Raw genomic sequence first — 14,629 nt, forward strand, 5'->3', positions numbered from 1 at the left:
AACGCCGTCACGCGCCCGCGCGCGGGACGGCGTTCCGTGCTTTCCGGACATGTCCGCCCGTCGCGCCCTCTGGGGACCGGCGGGCGGTTGTCGTATCTTGCTGCGCATGGCGATCACCGCGCTGCCCAACTCCCGCACCGAGGCGGACGGTTCGGCCGTCGTCCGGGTGCTCTGCTACAACATCCGCTCGATGCGGGACGACGAGGACGCCCTCGCCCGGGTCATCCGGGCCTGCGCGCCCGACCTCGTCTTCGTCCAGGAGGCGCCGCGCTTCTTCCGCTGGCGCAAGCACGCGGCCCGGCTCGCCGCCAAGAGCGAGCTCGTCGTCCTGAGCGGCGGCGCGACGGCCGCCGGACCGCTGCTGATGTGCTCGCTGAGGGCCACCGTGGAACGTACCGAGGACGTCCTGCTGCCGCTCACCCCCGGGTTGCACCGGCGCGGCTTCGCCACCGCCGTCGTCCGGTTCGGGGGCGCCCGGGTGGGTCTGATCAGCTGTCATCTGAGCCTGCAGACGGACGAGCGGTACGCCCAGGCCGGGATGCTCCTCGACCGGGTCGCAGGGATGGACGCCCCGCACACGATCGTGGCCGGGGACCTCAACGAACGTCCCGGCGGCCGGAGCTTCACCCGACTGACCAAGGAGCTTCAGGACGGCTGGGCCGTCAGCCCCTGGGGCGGCGAGTACACCTCGACGCCCACCGACCCCCACCAGCGCATCGACGCGATCCTGGCGACCGAGGGCGTCGAGTTCCTGGGGTGTGGCGTCCCCACGGACCTCGACCCGGCGGACCTCAGGGCGGCGACGGACCACCTCCCGGTGCTCGCGGCGGTACGGCTCCCGGCGGGCTGAGCCGCCGCGCGCGCACCATGGCCCGGGCCGTCCGCTACACCACCGCGCCGCGCCCCGGGTCGTCGAAGCCGTCATCGTCGTCGTCGTGCTTCATACGGGCCACCAGCGTCGCGAAGCCACCGAGGAAGCCGCCCACGCACAGCGTCGTCAGCCACCACGTCATGTCCCACTGGAGCAGCACCGCGAGCAGCATCAGCACCGGGCCGCCGACGACGCCCAGCCACGCGAACTTCGTGGTCGCGTCCGCCTCCGGCAGCGGAGGCGGCTCCGGCGGGACGAAGTGACCCTCGTCGCCGTCGTCACCCTTCCGACCGGACTTCTTCTCACCGGTCTCGGCGTCCGGGTCCGCGAGCTCGTAGTCGCGCGGGCCGCCGCCCACGCTCACCCCGGGGGCGAAGACGACCGAGCCGCCGAGGACGGGCTTCCGGGGATGCTCGCCCTCGGCGTCCCCTTCGTCCTCGTCCTCGTCCTCCTCGTCGTCCTCGTCCTCGTCATCGTCGCCGTCGTCGTCACCCTCCACGGGCTCCGGCAGCGCCAGGTCCTCCACCGATCTGAAGGGCTTCGCCCCGGGAGGGTCCGCCGGCTCCTCGCCGTACCCGGCGACGATCGCCGCCCAGGCCGCCTCCTCGTCGATCGGCTGCGGCTCGCGCTCGCCGTCCTGCTGTTCAGCCACCGCTCGTGCTTCCCTTCTCCCCGACGCCCTCCGGAGCGAGGCGGCCGAGGAACGCCCAGCTCTCCTCGAAGATCCGCTCCGCGTCGTGGTCCAACGTCGCCACGTGGTAGCTCTGTTCCAGCAGGATCTCCTGCACGTCCGTCGAGGAGATCCGGCTCAGGATCCGCGCCGAGTCGGCCGGCGGCACCACATGGTCCTGCGGGCTGTGCAGCACCACCACCGGCTGCGTGACCTGCGGCAGCTCCGCGTCCACCGTCCGGAAGAGCTGCCGCATGGAGTGCGCCGCGTGCAGCGGCACCCGGTCGTAGCCGATCTCCGCCGCGCCCTCCTTGGCGATGTCGCTGGCGATGCCGTTCGTCGTCCGCACGAAATGGCGGACCACAGGAAGGGCGTGCGCCGCGACGCCGTGCACCTTGTTGGCCGGGTTCACCAGGACGAGGCCCCGCACGGCGTCGCCGTGCTTGGCCGCGAGCCGCAGCGCCAGCGCCCCGCCCATGGAGAGGCCGAAGACGAAGACCTGCTCGCAGCGGGCGAGCAGCTCCCGCAGCGCCCGGTCCACCTCCGCGTACCAGTCGTGCCAGGTCGTGAGCTGCATGTCCTCCCAGCGGGTGCCGTGCCCGGGCAGCAGCGGCAAGGACACCGTCAGTCCGCGCTCGGCCAGATACTCCGCCCAGGGGCGCAGCGACTGCGGGGAACCGGTGAAACCGTGACAGAGAAGGACGCCGACCTCTCCGCCCTCATGGCGGTACGGCTCGGCTCCAGGAAGGACCGGCACCGGGGTCTCCTGTTCGTGGGTTCGACGAAGCAACGACAAAAGGGGAAGGACCTTCACCGTACGCGACCGGACCGACACCGACCAGGTCCGTTCGCACGAAGGTGCTCCGCACACGGCCGCACCCGCGCGGGCGGGCGGGAAAAGGCGGGATAAGGTCTGTCCGACGGCACACGGAAGGTACTCGAGTTGATCTACGGCGCAATGAAGTTCTCCATCGGAGGGTCACTGAAGCTCGCCTTCAGGCCTTGGGTGGAGGGCCTCGAGAACATTCCCGCCGACGGGCCGGCGATCCTCGCGAGCAACCACCTCTCCTTCTCGGACTCCTTCTTCCTTCCGGCCGTCCTCGATCGCAAGGTCACCTTCATCGCCAAGGCCGAGTACTTCACCTCGCCCGGTGTGAAGGGCAAGCTCACCGCCGCCTTCTTCAAGGGCGTCGGCCAGCTCCCCGTGGACCGCTCCGGCGCGCGGGGCGCCGGTGAGGCGGCGATCAAGGCCGGTATCGAGGTCATCGAGAAGGGCGGCCTCTTCGGGATCTACCCGGAGGGCACCCGCTCGCCCGACGGCCGCCTCTACCGCGGCAAGCCCGGCGGCCTCGCCCGCGTGGCCCTGGCCACCGGCGCGCCCGTCATTCCGGTCGCCATGATCGACACCGAGAAGATCCAGCCGCCCGGCAAGGTCGTCCCCAAGCTGATGCGCCCGGGGATCCGGATCGGCAAGCCGCTGGACTTCACTCGCTACCAGGGCATGGAGGGGGACCGCTTCATCCTCCGCTCGGTGACGGACGAGGTCATGTACGAGATCATGACGCTGTCCGGCCAGGAGTACGTGGACATCTACGCGACGGCCGCCAAGCGCCAGATCGCGGAGGCCGAGAAGGCCGCCAAGGAGGCCGTCAAGGCCGAGATCGCGGCACGGGAAGAGTCCGGCGCCTGACCCTCTCGTAGAGGGGGGCGCCCAGGGGTGGGGGAGATGGCCAAGCGCGAGCGTGTCGTGCGGATGTCGGTCGAGCAGCCGCTGTGGCGCGCGCTCACCGCGTACCGCATCGGGACGATGATCTACGCCGTCCTGATCTTCGGCTTCGGCCGGGAGCGGTACGAACGGCCGTGGGTGGCCATCGCCTTCCTCGCCGTCATGTGCGTCTGGACCCTGGCCACCCTGCCCAAGGTGGCGAACGCGGCGCGCTGCACCAAGCGCTTCCTGATCGCCGACCTCACGGTGGCCCTGACCGGCATCCTGCTCACCCCGCTCGCGGACGAGCAGGCCCAGTCGGTCGACGGGCCCACCCTGCCGACGATATGGACGGCCGGGGCCGTCCTCGCGTACGCCATCAAGGGCGGCTGGCGCTGGGCCGGCTTCGCCTCCTCGCTGGTCGCCGTCGCCAACATCATCGAGCGCGGACACCCCACCCGGGACACCCTCCACAACGTCCTGCTGGTGTGGGTGGCGTCCATCGCCATCGGTTACGTCGTCGAGGTCGCCCGCGCCTCCGAGCGGACCCTCGCCCGGGCCCTGGAGATCGAGGCCGCGACCCGGGAGCGGGAACGTCTCGCCCGGGACATCCACGACAGCGTGCTCCAGGTCCTGGCGATGGTGCAGCGGCGCGGTACGGCCCTGGGCGGCGAGGCCGCCGAGCTGGGCCGGATGGCCGGGGAGCAGGAGGTCGCCCTCCGTACGCTCGTCGCCGGCGGGCTGACCCGGCCGTCGCTGGTCTCGGAGGACGAGTCGGAAGGCGCCGTCGTCCGCATCGTCGAGGAGCCGGACGACGACTGCCCGGTCGATCTGCGCGCCCTGCTGGCCCCGCGCGCCGGGGCGAGGGTCACGCTCTCGGACCCGGGCACCCCGGTCCTGCTGCCGTCCCCCGCCGCCCGCGAGCTGGCCGCCGCCGTCGGCGCCGCCCTGGACAACGTCCGGGTGCACGCGGGCGGGAACGCCCAGGCGTGGATCCTGGTCGAGGATTGGCCGGACGAGGTGATCGTGACGGTACGGGACGACGGCCCGGGCATCCCGGAGGGGCGGCTCGCCCAGGCGGAGGGCGAGGGCCGGATGGGCGTCGCCCTGTCCATCCGGGGGAGACTGCGGGATCTGGGGGGCACGGCCGAGCTGATCTCGGTGCCGGGCCAGGGCACGGAAGTCGAACTGAAGGTCCCGCGGGATCCACGGGGGAAGGCAGGAACGAGATGAGCGAGCAGCAGTCGATGGACCAGCGGATCAAGGTGATGGTCGTCGACGACCACCCGATGTGGCGGGACGCGGTCGCCCGCGACCTCGCCGAGGCCGGCTTCGACGTGGTGGCCACGGCGGGCGACGGCGAACAGGCCGTGCGCCGCGCCGGGGCGGCCGGCCCGGACGTCCTCGTCCTGGACCTCAACCTGCCCGCCAAGCCGGGCGTCCAGGTCTGCAAGGAGCTGGTCGGCGCCAACCCCCGGCTGCGGGTCCTCGTGCTCTCCGCGAGCGGCGAGCACGCCGACGTCCTGGAGGCGGTGAAGTCCGGCGCCACCGGCTATCTGCTGAAGTCCGCCAGCACGGCGGAACTGATCGACGCGGTGCGCCGCACGGCCGTCGGCGACCCCGTCTTCACGCCCGGGCTCGCGGGCCTGGTCCTCGGTGAGTACCGTCGCCTCGCCTCCGAGCCCGCCCCGGCGGCCGGCGCCGACGAGCCGAAGGCCCCGCAGCTGACCGAGCGTGAGACCGAGGTCCTGCGGCTGGTCGCCAAGGGCCTGAGCTACAAGCAGATCGCCGAGCGTCTGGTCATCTCGCACCGCACGGTGCAGAACCACGTCCAGAACACCCTCGGCAAGCTCCAGCTGCACAACCGCGTGGAACTCGTCCGGTACGCCATCGAGCGCGGCCTCGACGACGCCTGACAATTCACCCTTCGCGTTGTGTCGGAGTGACCCACGTCACTACTAGCGTGGGTCGCGCATCCCGTCCGCCACGGCGAAGGAGAGCTCCATGCGCGTCGGCGTACTGACCGGGGGCGGCGACTGCCCCGGTCTCAACGCGGTCATCCGCGCCATCGTCCGCAAGGGAGTCCAGGAGTACGACTACGAGTTCACCGGGTTCCGCGACGGCTGGCGCGGCCCCCTGGACGGCGTCACCGTACGGCTCGACATCCCCGCCGTCCGCGGCATCCTGCCGCGCGGTGGCACCATCCTCGGCTCCTCCCGCACCAATCCGCTGAAAGTGGAGAACGGCATCCGCCGGATCAAGGAGAACCTCGCCAAGTGCGAGGTCGATGCCCTGATCGCGATCGGCGGCGAGGACACCCTCGGCGTCGCCGCCCGGCTGGTCGACGAGTACGGCGTCCCCTGCGTGGGTGTGCCGAAGACCATCGACAACGACCTCTCCGCCACCGACTACACCTTCGGCTTCGACACCGCCGTCGGCATCGCCACCGAGGCCATCGACCGTCTCCACACCACCGCCGAGTCCCATATGCGGGTCCTCGTGGTGGAGGTGATGGGCCGTCACGCCGGCTGGATCGCCCTGCACGCCGGCCTCGCGGGCGGCGCCAACGTCATCCTCATCCCCGAACAGCGCTTCGACCTCGACCAGGTCTGCGCCTGGGTCACCTCGCGCTTCAAGGCCACGTACGCCCCGATCGTGGTCGTCGCCGAGGGAGCGATGCCCAAGGACGGGGACATGGTCCTCAAGGACGGCACCCTCGACTCGTACGGACACGTCCGGCTCTCGGGCGTGGGCGAGTGGCTCGCCAAGGAGATCGAACGGCGGACGGGCAACGAGGCCCGGACCACGGTCCTCGGCCATGTGCAGCGCGGCGGCACCCCCAGCGCCTTCGACCGCTGGCTCGCCACCCGCTTCGGTCTGCACGCCATCGACGCGGTCCGCGACGGGGATTTCGGAAAGATGGTCGCGCTGCGCGGCACCGACATCGTCCGCGTCCCGATCTCCGACGCCACGGCCCGGCTCAAGACCGTCGATCCTGCGCTGTACGCGGAAGTGGGGGTCTTCTTCGGCTGAGCACCCCGACGGCACGGGTCGTACATTCGCGCATGTCCGGCCCATGGACCTGGCGACGGCGGTCATCGACACGACCGTCCAGAACGTCCTCGACCACACCGCGGGGCGGCGCGGCGAGAACGTCCTGGACCCGGCCGCGTCCTAGGGCCTGTCCGGCGGATCATGGTCGGACACGCCCTAGACCAGCACCCCGGCGAGCAGCGACGCGGTCAGCGCCGCCCCGTCCATCGTCAGAACCGACTCCGGGTGGAACTGCACGCCCGCGAAGCCGGGCCCGCGCAGGGCGTGCACCTCGTCCGTCTCTTCGTCACGGCTCACCTCGATCCGGTGCAGGGCCAGTTCGGTGGCCGTCCGGTCGTCGCAGCGGGCCGTGAAGCTGTTGTAGAAGCCGACCGTCTGCCGCTGCCCGAAGAGGTCGATCCGCACCTGCGCCCCCTGGAAGGGGGTGCGCTTGCGGACGATCTCCAGGCCCAGCTCGGCCGCGATCAGCTCATGGCCGAGGCAGACACCGAGGAGCCCGTGCCGGTGATCTCGTACGAGATCGGCCGTCAGGCCGCGCAGGAAGCGCATCTTGGGGTCGGACGCGTCCCCCGGGTCGCCGGGCCCCGGACCGAGCACCACCGGGCCCTCGTGGCCGAGCGCGAGCTCCCGCAGCCCCGGCTCGTCGTAGCGGACGACCGACACCTCCAGCCCCGAGGAGCGCAGCAGGTGCGCGAGCATCGCGGTGAAGGTGTCCTCCGCGTCGATCACCAGCGCGTGGCCGGTCAGCTCGGCCGACCGGACCTGCATCCGCAGCCAGAACGGCGCCAGATCGGCCCGCCGGGCGTCCAGGGCCGCCCGCACCCGCGGATCGTCCGCGAGCCGGGACGCCCGCGGGGACGCGTCGTACGGCCGCCCCTCCCGTACCCCCAGGGCCGCGAGCACCCCCGCCGCCTTGGCATGGGTCTCGGCGACCTCGCCCGCCGGGTCGGAGTGCCGCACCAGGGTCGCGCCCACGGGCACCCGCAGCCGCCCTTCCCCGGAGATGTCGGCGGTCCGGATGAGGATGGGGGAGTCCAGCGTCTGGACCCCGTTCTCGTCCGTACCGAGCAGGGCCAGCGCCCCCGCGTAGTAGCCGCGCCCGCCGGCCTCGTGCCGCTCGATCACCCGGCAGGCGTTCTGCACGGGCGAGCCGGTGACCGTCGCCGCGAACATCGTCTCGCGCAGCACCTCCCGTACGTCGAGGGAGGAGCGACCGCGCAACTCGTACTCCGTGTGGGCGAGATGAGCCATCTCCTTGAGCCGCGGCCCGATCACCACCCCGCCCATGTCGCCGACCGTGCACATCATCTTGAGCTCCTCGTCGACCACCATGGAGAGCTCCTCGGTCTCCTTGCGGTCGGCGAGGAACGTCAGCAGGTCCTCGGGGGTGGGCGCGGCGCCGGTGGGGTACCGGTAGGTGCCGCTGATCGGGTTCATCACGACCGTGCCCCCGGACATCCGGACGTGCACCTCGGGGCTCGCCCCGACCAGCGTGCGGTCCCCGGTATGGACGACGAAGGTCCAGTACGCGCCCCGCTCGCCCGCGAGGAGGCGGCGGAACAGCGCGAGCGCGTCGGCGCGGCCGAAGCCGGGGATCTCGCCGGTGTAGGTGCGGCGGATGACGAAGTTGGCGCCCTCGCCGGAGCCGATCTCCTCGTCGATGACCCGTCGCACGGTCTCGGCGTACTCCTCGTCCGACACGTCGAACCCGCCGCCCTCGACCCGGACGGCGTGCGTCGGGAGCTGCGCGAGCGCGTCGGCGAGCGGCAGCTCGTACGCCTCCTCGGCGACCAGCACGGAGAGCGGGGTGCCGTCGTCGCGGACGTCGAAGCCGCGCTCGCGGATCTGCCGGAACGGCACGAGGGCGAGCGTGGGCAGCGCGCCGACGGGCAGTTCGGCGAGCCGCTCGGCCTCGTGGACCGCGCCGATCAGCACCTCGACGGTGTCGTGATCACGGCCCGGTGTGCGTCTGCGGAGCAGGGCGAAGGGCGGGCAGGAGGGGTCCAGGAGTCGGGAGAGGTCCATGGTGCGTGTTCCTTCCGGGTGAGGGAGAGGAACGGCCCCGTGAAACGGAAGAAGGCCGCCCCTCGGGCGGCCTTCGCGTGTGTCGGTGTACGCGCAGTCAGTGGGCCGCCGGATGAGCGGTCCACCACCAGTTCTGGATCGTGTGCGCGAACATGCGAGCACTGTAGCCCAGCCGGACACGGAAACGGGGCCCGGTCCGCACCGTGGACGGTGCGAGCCGGGCCCCTCTTCACAGATCGACAGGATCGATTCTTCGGATCAGAAGATCGAGTTGTAGATCCCCCAGCCCGGACCCATCTTGATGCGCGCGCCGATCGGGGACGTGGCGCTGCCCGTTCCGGGGTACAGCCATGCGACGCCGGTGGTGTCCCGTGCCATCAGGTCCACCCTGCCGTCACCGGTCAGGTCGCTCGGAGCGAGGATGACGTTGTGCATGTTCCAGCCGGTGCCGACCTGGACCCGGCTGGTGTACGGCGCGGCGGCGTTACCCGTGCCCTTGTGCATCCACAGGACGCCGGACGCCTCGCGGCCCAGGATGTCGGGCTTGCCGTCACCCGTCAGATCGCCGGCGCCGAGGATGATGGTGTAGCCCTGCCAGCCCGTGCCGAGCTTCGCGCGGGTGGTGAACGGCGCGGACGGGTTGCCGGTGCCCTGGTACAGGTAGATCGTGCCCGACTTCTCGCGCGCGAGCAGGTCGGCCTTGCCGTCACCGGTCAGGTCACGCATGCCGACGATCTTGTCGTAGCCGCCCCAGCCGGGACCGACCTTGACTCGCGCCTTGAAGGGCGCGGACGGGTTGCCGCTGCCCTGGTGGTACCAGAGCACGTCGCGGCCTTCGCGACCCACGACGTCGCCGGTGCCGTCGGCGCGCAGCGCGGTCATCGGGGTGATGATGTCGTAGCCCTGCCAGCCGCTGCCGACGCGGTAGCGGTTCAGGAACTGCCACGACGCGTTGCCGGTGCCCTGGTACTGCCAGATGGCGCCGGAGCTGTCCCGGGCGATGACGTTGTAGCGGTTGGTGGCGGAGACCGGCGTGGCAGCGGGGACCACGTCCACGTCGGAGGCCTTCACCCAGGCGATGCGGTGGTTGAACCGGATCGGGATGAACTGGTTCGTGGTGCCCTTGACCAGGGTGCGCGAGCCGGGGCCCGTTCCGTCGAAAGTGCCGCCGTAGTAGTAGTCACCGGCGACGGGGGCGCCACCCTGGACGTACTTCTGGCCCGAGAGCAGCAGGCTGCTGTACTTCGTCAGCGACTCCTGGCCGCGGGTCTGCACCGGCACGTTCGTACCTGCGTAGGCCGCGTCCTCCGGGTAGGCACGGCCGTAGACCTTGACGGAGGCCAGGCCGGCCTTCGGCGTCAGCGCCGTCCTGGTGCCGGCGCCGACCGGGACGGTCCACTGGCCGCCGGGGTTGTAGAACCAGGCCTTCTTGCCGCCGTACCAGATCGCCGTCCAGTTGTACTGGCTCTCCACGACCACGTACTCGCCGCCCGCGACCAGCTTGTTCGCCCAGTTGGACCCCTCCGACCAGGTGGTCGAGAAGTACGGGTCGGTGAGGGTGGCCGAGCTCGTCGACGGCGAGGAGTAGAGGTAGCCGAAGTTCGACGGCCGCGGCGAGACCGAGGCGCCGCCGTACGTCAGGGTCGGCTGGTTGGCCGTGGTGAAGGGCGGGACGTAGCGGACGATCTGGCCCGCCTTGAGCAGCCCGCCCGCGCCGCCGACACCCGTCGGGGCGCCCAGCAGGCCCATGTAGTGGTTCCAGTCCCAGTACGGGCCCGGGTCCCAGTGCTGGGTGCGGACCTTCTCGTCGAGCACGCCGGGGATCTCGTCGTGACCGATGATGTGCTGGCGGTCCAGCGGGATGGAGTACTTGGTGGCCAGGTGCTTCACGAGCGCGGCGGAGGACTCGTACTGCGGCTCGGTGTACCAGGAGCCGGCCTTGATGGCGTAACCCTCGTGCTCGATACCGATCGAGTGCATGTTGAGGGTCTTGTTGCCCGCGTGCCAGGCCTCGTTCTTGTTCTCGACCATCTGGGTGACCAGACCGTCCGAGGCACGGATCAGATAGTGCGCGCTCGCGTACGACGCCGGGTTCTTGAAGACGGAGAGGGAGCCGTCGTAGCCGCCCTCCGTGTCGTGAATGGCGATGTAACGGATGTCGTAGCCGCCCTCGGGGCGGTTGGCGACGTTGTAGTTGCCGTAGTCCGTCGGGTCGGTCGTGCTGTTCTGCCGGAACCCGGCCGGAATGAAGTTGCAGTTCAGGCCCACGGGGCAGTCGGCCGTCGCCGTCGTCGCCGCGAAGGTCGCGGCGAGCGGGACGTTCGACGGCTTCACGGGCTCGACCGAGGGGTCGGCGGGCAGGACGACCTGCTCGCCGTCCGCAGTGAGCTCACGCTCACCCGTCTTGATCGACTCGAAGACGCGCTTCGCGAAGAGGTCGGCGCCCTTCTTGTCCGGCGCCTGGCTGTAGCGCGCGACGGCCGGGTACCAGGCACCGGCCTCGTCCGGCAGGTCGCCCGTCGCCTGCTTCTGGTACTCGGCGAGCAGGGCCGCGCCGGCGCGGATGCTCTGCGCGGTGTCGTCCTTCAGGGACTCGGCGGAGCCGTCGACCAGCTCGGCGGCCTTGTCCAGGGTGTGCAGCCGCGGATCGTCGGTGTCGACGGTCTCCTTCGGCGTGGTGCGCAGCGCCTTCGCCGCGTCGAAGTGCTTCTCGACGTTCGGGTCGCCGCTCCGGTTCATGTGCTCGAGGCGGTGCTCGTCGGTCTCGGACTCGACGTCCTCCGGATCGACGTCCGTCAACCCCATCACGTTGTACGCGCCGGTCACGCTCGGCTCGCCGTCGTGCGACTCCCAGCGCGTCTGGCGGTACGACACCGCCATCAGTACGCTCTGCGGCACGTCGAACTCGTCCGCCGCCGCCGCGAACTGCGACTGCAGCGACGCCTTCACGTCGTTCTTGTCGTCCGAGGCGCCCAGGATGCCGGGCGACGCCACGGCGATGGTGCCGATCGTCGCGGTGGCGACAACGGCCGCCGCCGCACCGTAAAGCAGCCGTCTCTTTTTGCGGTCCCTGCGGTGCCCTTGGCTCACGCCCACCCCTGTGGTCTCTGTGGATTCAGATGTTTAAAACGCGCGTGAGGGTAACACCACCTGAAGGTGTGAACCCCGTCCACGGACAATTCGGGCAGCCGTCTCAGCCACTGGTCGCGGCTCTGGACAGGTCGCCGGACCCCGTAATGTGGTGGTGTGACCGTGAACGCTAAGACCACCGCTACCGGTGGCAACACCTGGCGAGACCTTCCCGCGGCGCAGCAGCCTGAGTACCCCGATGCCGAGGCTCTGCGCGATGTGATCGCGGACCTCGAGTCGTATCCGCCGCTCGTCTTCGCCGGCGAGTGCGATCAGCTGCGCGCCCGCATGGGAGCCGTCGCCCGTGGCGAGGCGTTCCTGCTCCAGGGCGGCGACTGCGCCGAGGCCTTCGATGGCGTGTCCGCCGACCACATCCGTGCCAAGCTCAAGACGCTGCTCCAGATGAGCGCCGTCCTGACGTACGCGGCCTCCGTGCCCGTCGTCAAGGTCGGCCGCATCGCGGGGCAGTACTCCAAGCCCCGTTCGAAGGGGACCGAGACCCGCGACGGCGTGACCCTGCCGACGTACCGCGGCGACTCGGTCAACGGCTTCGACTTCAACGAGAAGGCCCGCGTCCCGGACCCCGAGCGCCTGAAGCGGATGTACAACGCCTCCGCCTCCACGCTCAACCTGGTGCGCGCCTTCACCACCGGCGGTTACGCCGACCTGCGCCAGGTGCACGCCTGGAACCAGGACTTCGTGAAGTCGTCCCCCTCCGGGCAGCGCTACGAGCAGCTGGCACGCGAGATCGACAACGCGCTGAACTTCATGAAGGCCTGTGGCACCGACCCGGCCGAGTTCCGTGCCGTCGAGTTCTACGCCTCCCACGAGGCGCTGCTGCTCGACTACGAGGGCGCCCTCACCCGTACGGACTCGCGCACCGGCAAGCTGTACGACACCTCCGGGCACATGGTCTGGATCGGTGAGCGCACCCGCCAGCTCGACCACGCCCACATCGAGTTCGCCTCGCAGATCGCGAACCCGATCGGCATCAAGCTGGGCCCGACGACCTCGGTCGACGAGGCGCTGACGTACATCGACCGCCTGGACCCGGACCGCGAGCCCGGCCGGCTGACCTTCATCGTCCGCATGGGCGCCGACAAGGTCCGGGACAAGCTCCCGGAGCTGGTCGAGAAGGTCACCGCCTCCGGCGCGACCGTCGCCTGGGTCACCGACCCGATGCACGGCAACACCTTCGAGGCGGCTTCCGGCCACAAGACCCGGCGCTTCGACGACGTGCTCGACGAGGTCAAGGGCTTCTTCGAGGTGCACAAGGCCCTCGGTACGCACCCGGGCGGCATCCACGTCGAGCTCACCGGTGACGACGTCACCGAGTGCGTGGGCGGCGGCGACGAGATCTTCGTCGACGACCTGCACCAGCGCTACGAGACGGCCTGCGACCCGCGGCTCAACCGCAGCCAGTCGCTGGACCTGGCGTTCCTGGTGGCGGAGATGTACCGCGACCAGTGAGCGTGATCAGTAGGTAGCTTCGTACGACTGTGGGGCGCGGATCCATGTGATCCGCGCCCCACAGTCATTTCCAGGGCTTTACACCTCGTAGGGGCCGGGTAAGGTTAGGTTAGCCTTATCGATCTCGGCGGGAGGTGAACCGCGTGTACGTCTGCTCATGCTTCGGTGTGACGGAGAAGCAGGTCAAGGAGCACGCGGACGCGGGCGCCTGCACGCCTCGCCAGATCGCCTCGGCCTGCAAGGCCGGAACCGACTGCGGTTCGTGCGTACGACGCATTCAGGCCATCCTCGGGCGCGGCAACTGCCCGCGACGGGAGCTGCTCGACCAGGGGATGCCCGCGCTGGCCTCGACCCCTGAGGATCTGTCCGAGGCGGCTTAGCCCGAGGACTAGCTCGGCTGCTCGATCAGCGTCGAGAGGTACAGCTTCTCGCCGAGGTTCTCGATCAGGTCCAGCTGCGTGTCGAGGTAGTCGATGTGGTGCTCCTCGTCGGCCAGGATCTCCTCGAAGAGGTTCGCCGAGGTGATGTCGCCCTTGGCGCGCATGACCTCGATGCCACGCTTGAGGCGGTCGATCGCCTCCACCTCCACCTGGCGGTCCGCCTCGAACATCTCCTTGACCGTCTGACCGACACGTACATGGAAGAGCCGCTGGTAGTTGGGCAGACCGTCCAGCATCAGGATGCGTTCGGTGAGCTTGTCCGCGTGCTTCATCTCATCGATGGACTCTTCGCGGGTGTACTTGGCGAGCTTGGTCCAGCCCTTGTTGTCCTGGATGCGGTAGTGCAGCCAGTACTGGTTGATGGCCGTCAGCTCGCCGGTCAGCTGCTCGTTGAGGAACTCGAGGACCTCGGGGTCGCCCTGCATCGCAGAGGCTCCTTCCACGCATGTCTATGTCGTGACTGGGCAGGATGGCCGCATCCTTGCACCACGGATGGGGGGCGTCCAGTAAGTGCACGCTTAGTGGGAGTTGCCCCGAATCACGCTGGTGTGCGAGGTTGGCTGGTCATGACCACCCCTCGCGGTCTGTCACCATGGATGACATGGGTCAGCCGGAGAGCGGAGTACACCGGGAAGCAGGGCAGTCGGATCTTCCGCCGGGGCAGCGGCTGCAGCGCGGCTGGCCGGTCACCCACTACGGCCCCGTCCCCAAGTTCAAGCCCGACCGCTGGGAGTTCCGGGTCTTCGGGGCGACGGCGGACGGCGACAAGCGGTGCTGGAACCACGAGGAGTTCTCGGCGCTTCCGTTCTCGACGGTCGTGGCCGATCTGCACTGCGTCACGAAATTCAGCATGCTCGGGGCCGAATGGGGTGGGGTGCCCGCCCGGACGATCCTGGAGCTCGCCCCGCCGGCGGCCAACGTCACGCATGTGATGGTCTGGGCCGAGTACGGCTTCAGCGCCAACATGCGGCTCTCGGACTTCGCCTCGGAGCGCACGATCTTCGCCACCCACAAGGACGGTGAGCTGCTCACCGCCGAGCACGGCTTCCCGCTGCGTCTCGTGGTGCCGCACCTGTACGCCTGGAAAGGGCCCAAGTGGGTCCGGGGCGTGGAGTACATGACCGCCGATCGCCGCGGCTTCTGGGAGGAGCGCGGCTATCACAACATCGGCGATCCGTGGACGGAGCAGCGGTACTCGTACCAGGAGGAGCCGGGGGACGGCCCGGAGCTGTAGGGCTGTCCCGCCGGCTCGCCTCGGGCCGTGC

14 protein-coding genes are annotated in these 14,629 nt (G+C 70.1%); 8 read left to right on the forward strand and 6 right to left on the reverse strand.

Annotated elements, in window-relative coordinates:
- Positions 1-106: 106 nt before the first annotated feature.
- The gene (locus tag ABZ939_RS33360) at positions 107-850 is read left to right on the forward strand and encodes an endonuclease/exonuclease/phosphatase family protein (protein ID WP_361863721.1); all 744 of its coding nucleotides are present in this window, start codon (positions 107-109) and stop codon (positions 848-850) included.
- A 34-nt stretch (positions 851-884) separates the two neighbouring features.
- On the opposite strand, the gene ABZ939_RS33365 is transcribed toward ABZ939_RS33360, so the two are convergent.
- Positions 885-1,523 (reverse strand): hypothetical protein, encoded by a 639-nt coding sequence (locus ABZ939_RS33365; protein WP_361863724.1) that lies wholly within the window; start codon positions 1,521-1,523, stop codon positions 885-887.
- Positions 1,516-2,298, reverse strand: coding sequence for an alpha/beta fold hydrolase (locus ABZ939_RS33370; protein WP_361863727.1), 783 nt, complete (start codon positions 2,296-2,298; stop codon positions 1,516-1,518). The genes ABZ939_RS33365 and ABZ939_RS33370 overlap by 8 nt, the downstream gene beginning before the upstream one ends.
- Positions 2,299-2,484: 186 nt before the next feature.
- Between ABZ939_RS33370 and ABZ939_RS33375 the strand changes: the two genes are divergently transcribed.
- The 4 genes from ABZ939_RS33375 to ABZ939_RS33390 all read left to right on the forward strand — a co-directional run bounded on the left by ABZ939_RS33375 (position 2,485) and on the right by ABZ939_RS33390 (position 6,279).
- Positions 2,485-3,231, forward strand: a complete 747-nt coding sequence (locus ABZ939_RS33375; protein ID WP_361863730.1) for a lysophospholipid acyltransferase family protein — start codon at positions 2,485-2,487, stop codon at positions 3,229-3,231.
- 36 nt (positions 3,232-3,267) lie between these two features.
- Positions 3,268-4,479, forward strand: a complete 1,212-nt coding sequence (locus ABZ939_RS33380) for a DUF5931 domain-containing protein (RefSeq protein WP_361863733.1) — start codon at positions 3,268-3,270, stop codon at positions 4,477-4,479.
- Positions 4,476-5,162, forward strand: coding sequence for a response regulator transcription factor (locus ABZ939_RS33385; RefSeq protein ID WP_361863735.1), 687 nt, complete (start codon positions 4,476-4,478; stop codon positions 5,160-5,162). The genes ABZ939_RS33380 and ABZ939_RS33385 overlap by 4 nt, the downstream gene beginning before the upstream one ends.
- 88 nt (positions 5,163-5,250) lie before the next feature.
- Positions 5,251-6,279 (forward strand): 6-phosphofructokinase, encoded by a 1,029-nt coding sequence (locus ABZ939_RS33390; RefSeq protein WP_361863738.1) that lies wholly within the window; start codon positions 5,251-5,253, stop codon positions 6,277-6,279.
- 177 nt (positions 6,280-6,456) lie between these two features.
- On the opposite strand, the gene ABZ939_RS33395 is transcribed toward ABZ939_RS33390, so the two are convergent.
- From ABZ939_RS33395 to ABZ939_RS33405, 3 genes are all read right to left on the reverse strand, one after another.
- On the reverse strand, positions 6,457-8,325 hold the full coding sequence (locus ABZ939_RS33395; protein WP_361863741.1) for an anthranilate synthase family protein: 1,869 nt from the start codon (positions 8,323-8,325) through the stop codon (positions 6,457-6,459).
- A gap of 97 nt (positions 8,326-8,422) precedes the next feature.
- Positions 8,423-8,479, reverse strand: a complete 57-nt coding sequence (locus ABZ939_RS33400) for a trp operon leader peptide (protein WP_361863798.1) — start codon at positions 8,477-8,479, stop codon at positions 8,423-8,425.
- Between the two features lie 104 nt (positions 8,480-8,583).
- The gene (locus ABZ939_RS33405; protein ID WP_361863744.1) at positions 8,584-11,415 is read right to left on the reverse strand and encodes an N-acetylmuramoyl-L-alanine amidase; all 2,832 of its coding nucleotides are present in this window, start codon (positions 11,413-11,415) and stop codon (positions 8,584-8,586) included.
- Between the two features lie 156 nt (positions 11,416-11,571).
- On the opposite strand from ABZ939_RS33405, the gene ABZ939_RS33410 reads away from it, so the two are divergent.
- Entirely contained in the window at positions 11,572-12,924 is a 1,353-nt protein-coding gene (locus ABZ939_RS33410; RefSeq protein ID WP_361863747.1) for a class II 3-deoxy-7-phosphoheptulonate synthase, read from the forward strand.
- 134 nt (positions 12,925-13,058) lie between these two features.
- A complete protein-coding gene (locus ABZ939_RS33415; RefSeq protein WP_361863750.1) occupies positions 13,059-13,304 on the forward strand; it encodes a (2Fe-2S)-binding protein in 246 nt (81 codons plus the stop codon).
- Between the two features lie 8 nt (positions 13,305-13,312).
- Here ABZ939_RS33415 and bfr read toward each other — a convergent pair whose 3' ends face one another.
- Entirely contained in the window at positions 13,313-13,789 is a 477-nt protein-coding gene (gene bfr, locus ABZ939_RS33420; RefSeq protein ID WP_361863752.1) for a bacterioferritin, read from the reverse strand.
- A gap of 176 nt (positions 13,790-13,965) precedes the next feature.
- On the opposite strand from bfr, the gene ABZ939_RS33425 reads away from it, so the two are divergent.
- Entirely contained in the window at positions 13,966-14,598 is a 633-nt protein-coding gene (locus ABZ939_RS33425) for a sulfite oxidase-like oxidoreductase (protein WP_361863754.1), read from the forward strand.
- The last annotated feature ends 31 nt before the right edge of the window (positions 14,599-14,629 follow it).

The organism is Streptomyces sp. NPDC046712 (assembly GCF_040645695.1).
Lineage (GTDB): Bacteria > Actinomycetota > Actinomycetes > Streptomycetales > Streptomycetaceae > Streptomyces.

Bases quoted from the DNA above. Each gene is read 5' to 3' on its own strand.
- ABZ939_RS33360 (WP_361863721.1), top strand. From the start codon at position 107: ATGGCGATCACCGCGCTGCCCAACTCCCGCACCGAGGCGGACGGTTCG.
- ABZ939_RS33380 (WP_361863733.1), top strand. From the start codon at position 3,268: ATGGCCAAGCGCGAGCGTGTCGTGCGGATGTCGGTCGAGCAGCCGCTG.
- ABZ939_RS33385 (WP_361863735.1), top strand. From the start codon at position 4,476: ATGAGCGAGCAGCAGTCGATGGACCAGCGGATCAAGGTGATGGTCGTC.
- ABZ939_RS33390 (WP_361863738.1), top strand. From the start codon at position 5,251: ATGCGCGTCGGCGTACTGACCGGGGGCGGCGACTGCCCCGGTCTCAAC.
- ABZ939_RS33395 (WP_361863741.1), bottom strand. From the start codon at position 8,325: ATGGACCTCTCCCGACTCCTGGACCCCTCCTGCCCGCCCTTCGCCCTG.
- bfr (WP_361863752.1), bottom strand. From the start codon at position 13,789: ATGCAGGGCGACCCCGAGGTCCTCGAGTTCCTCAACGAGCAGCTGACC.
- ABZ939_RS33425 (WP_361863754.1), top strand. From the start codon at position 13,966: ATGGGTCAGCCGGAGAGCGGAGTACACCGGGAAGCAGGGCAGTCGGAT.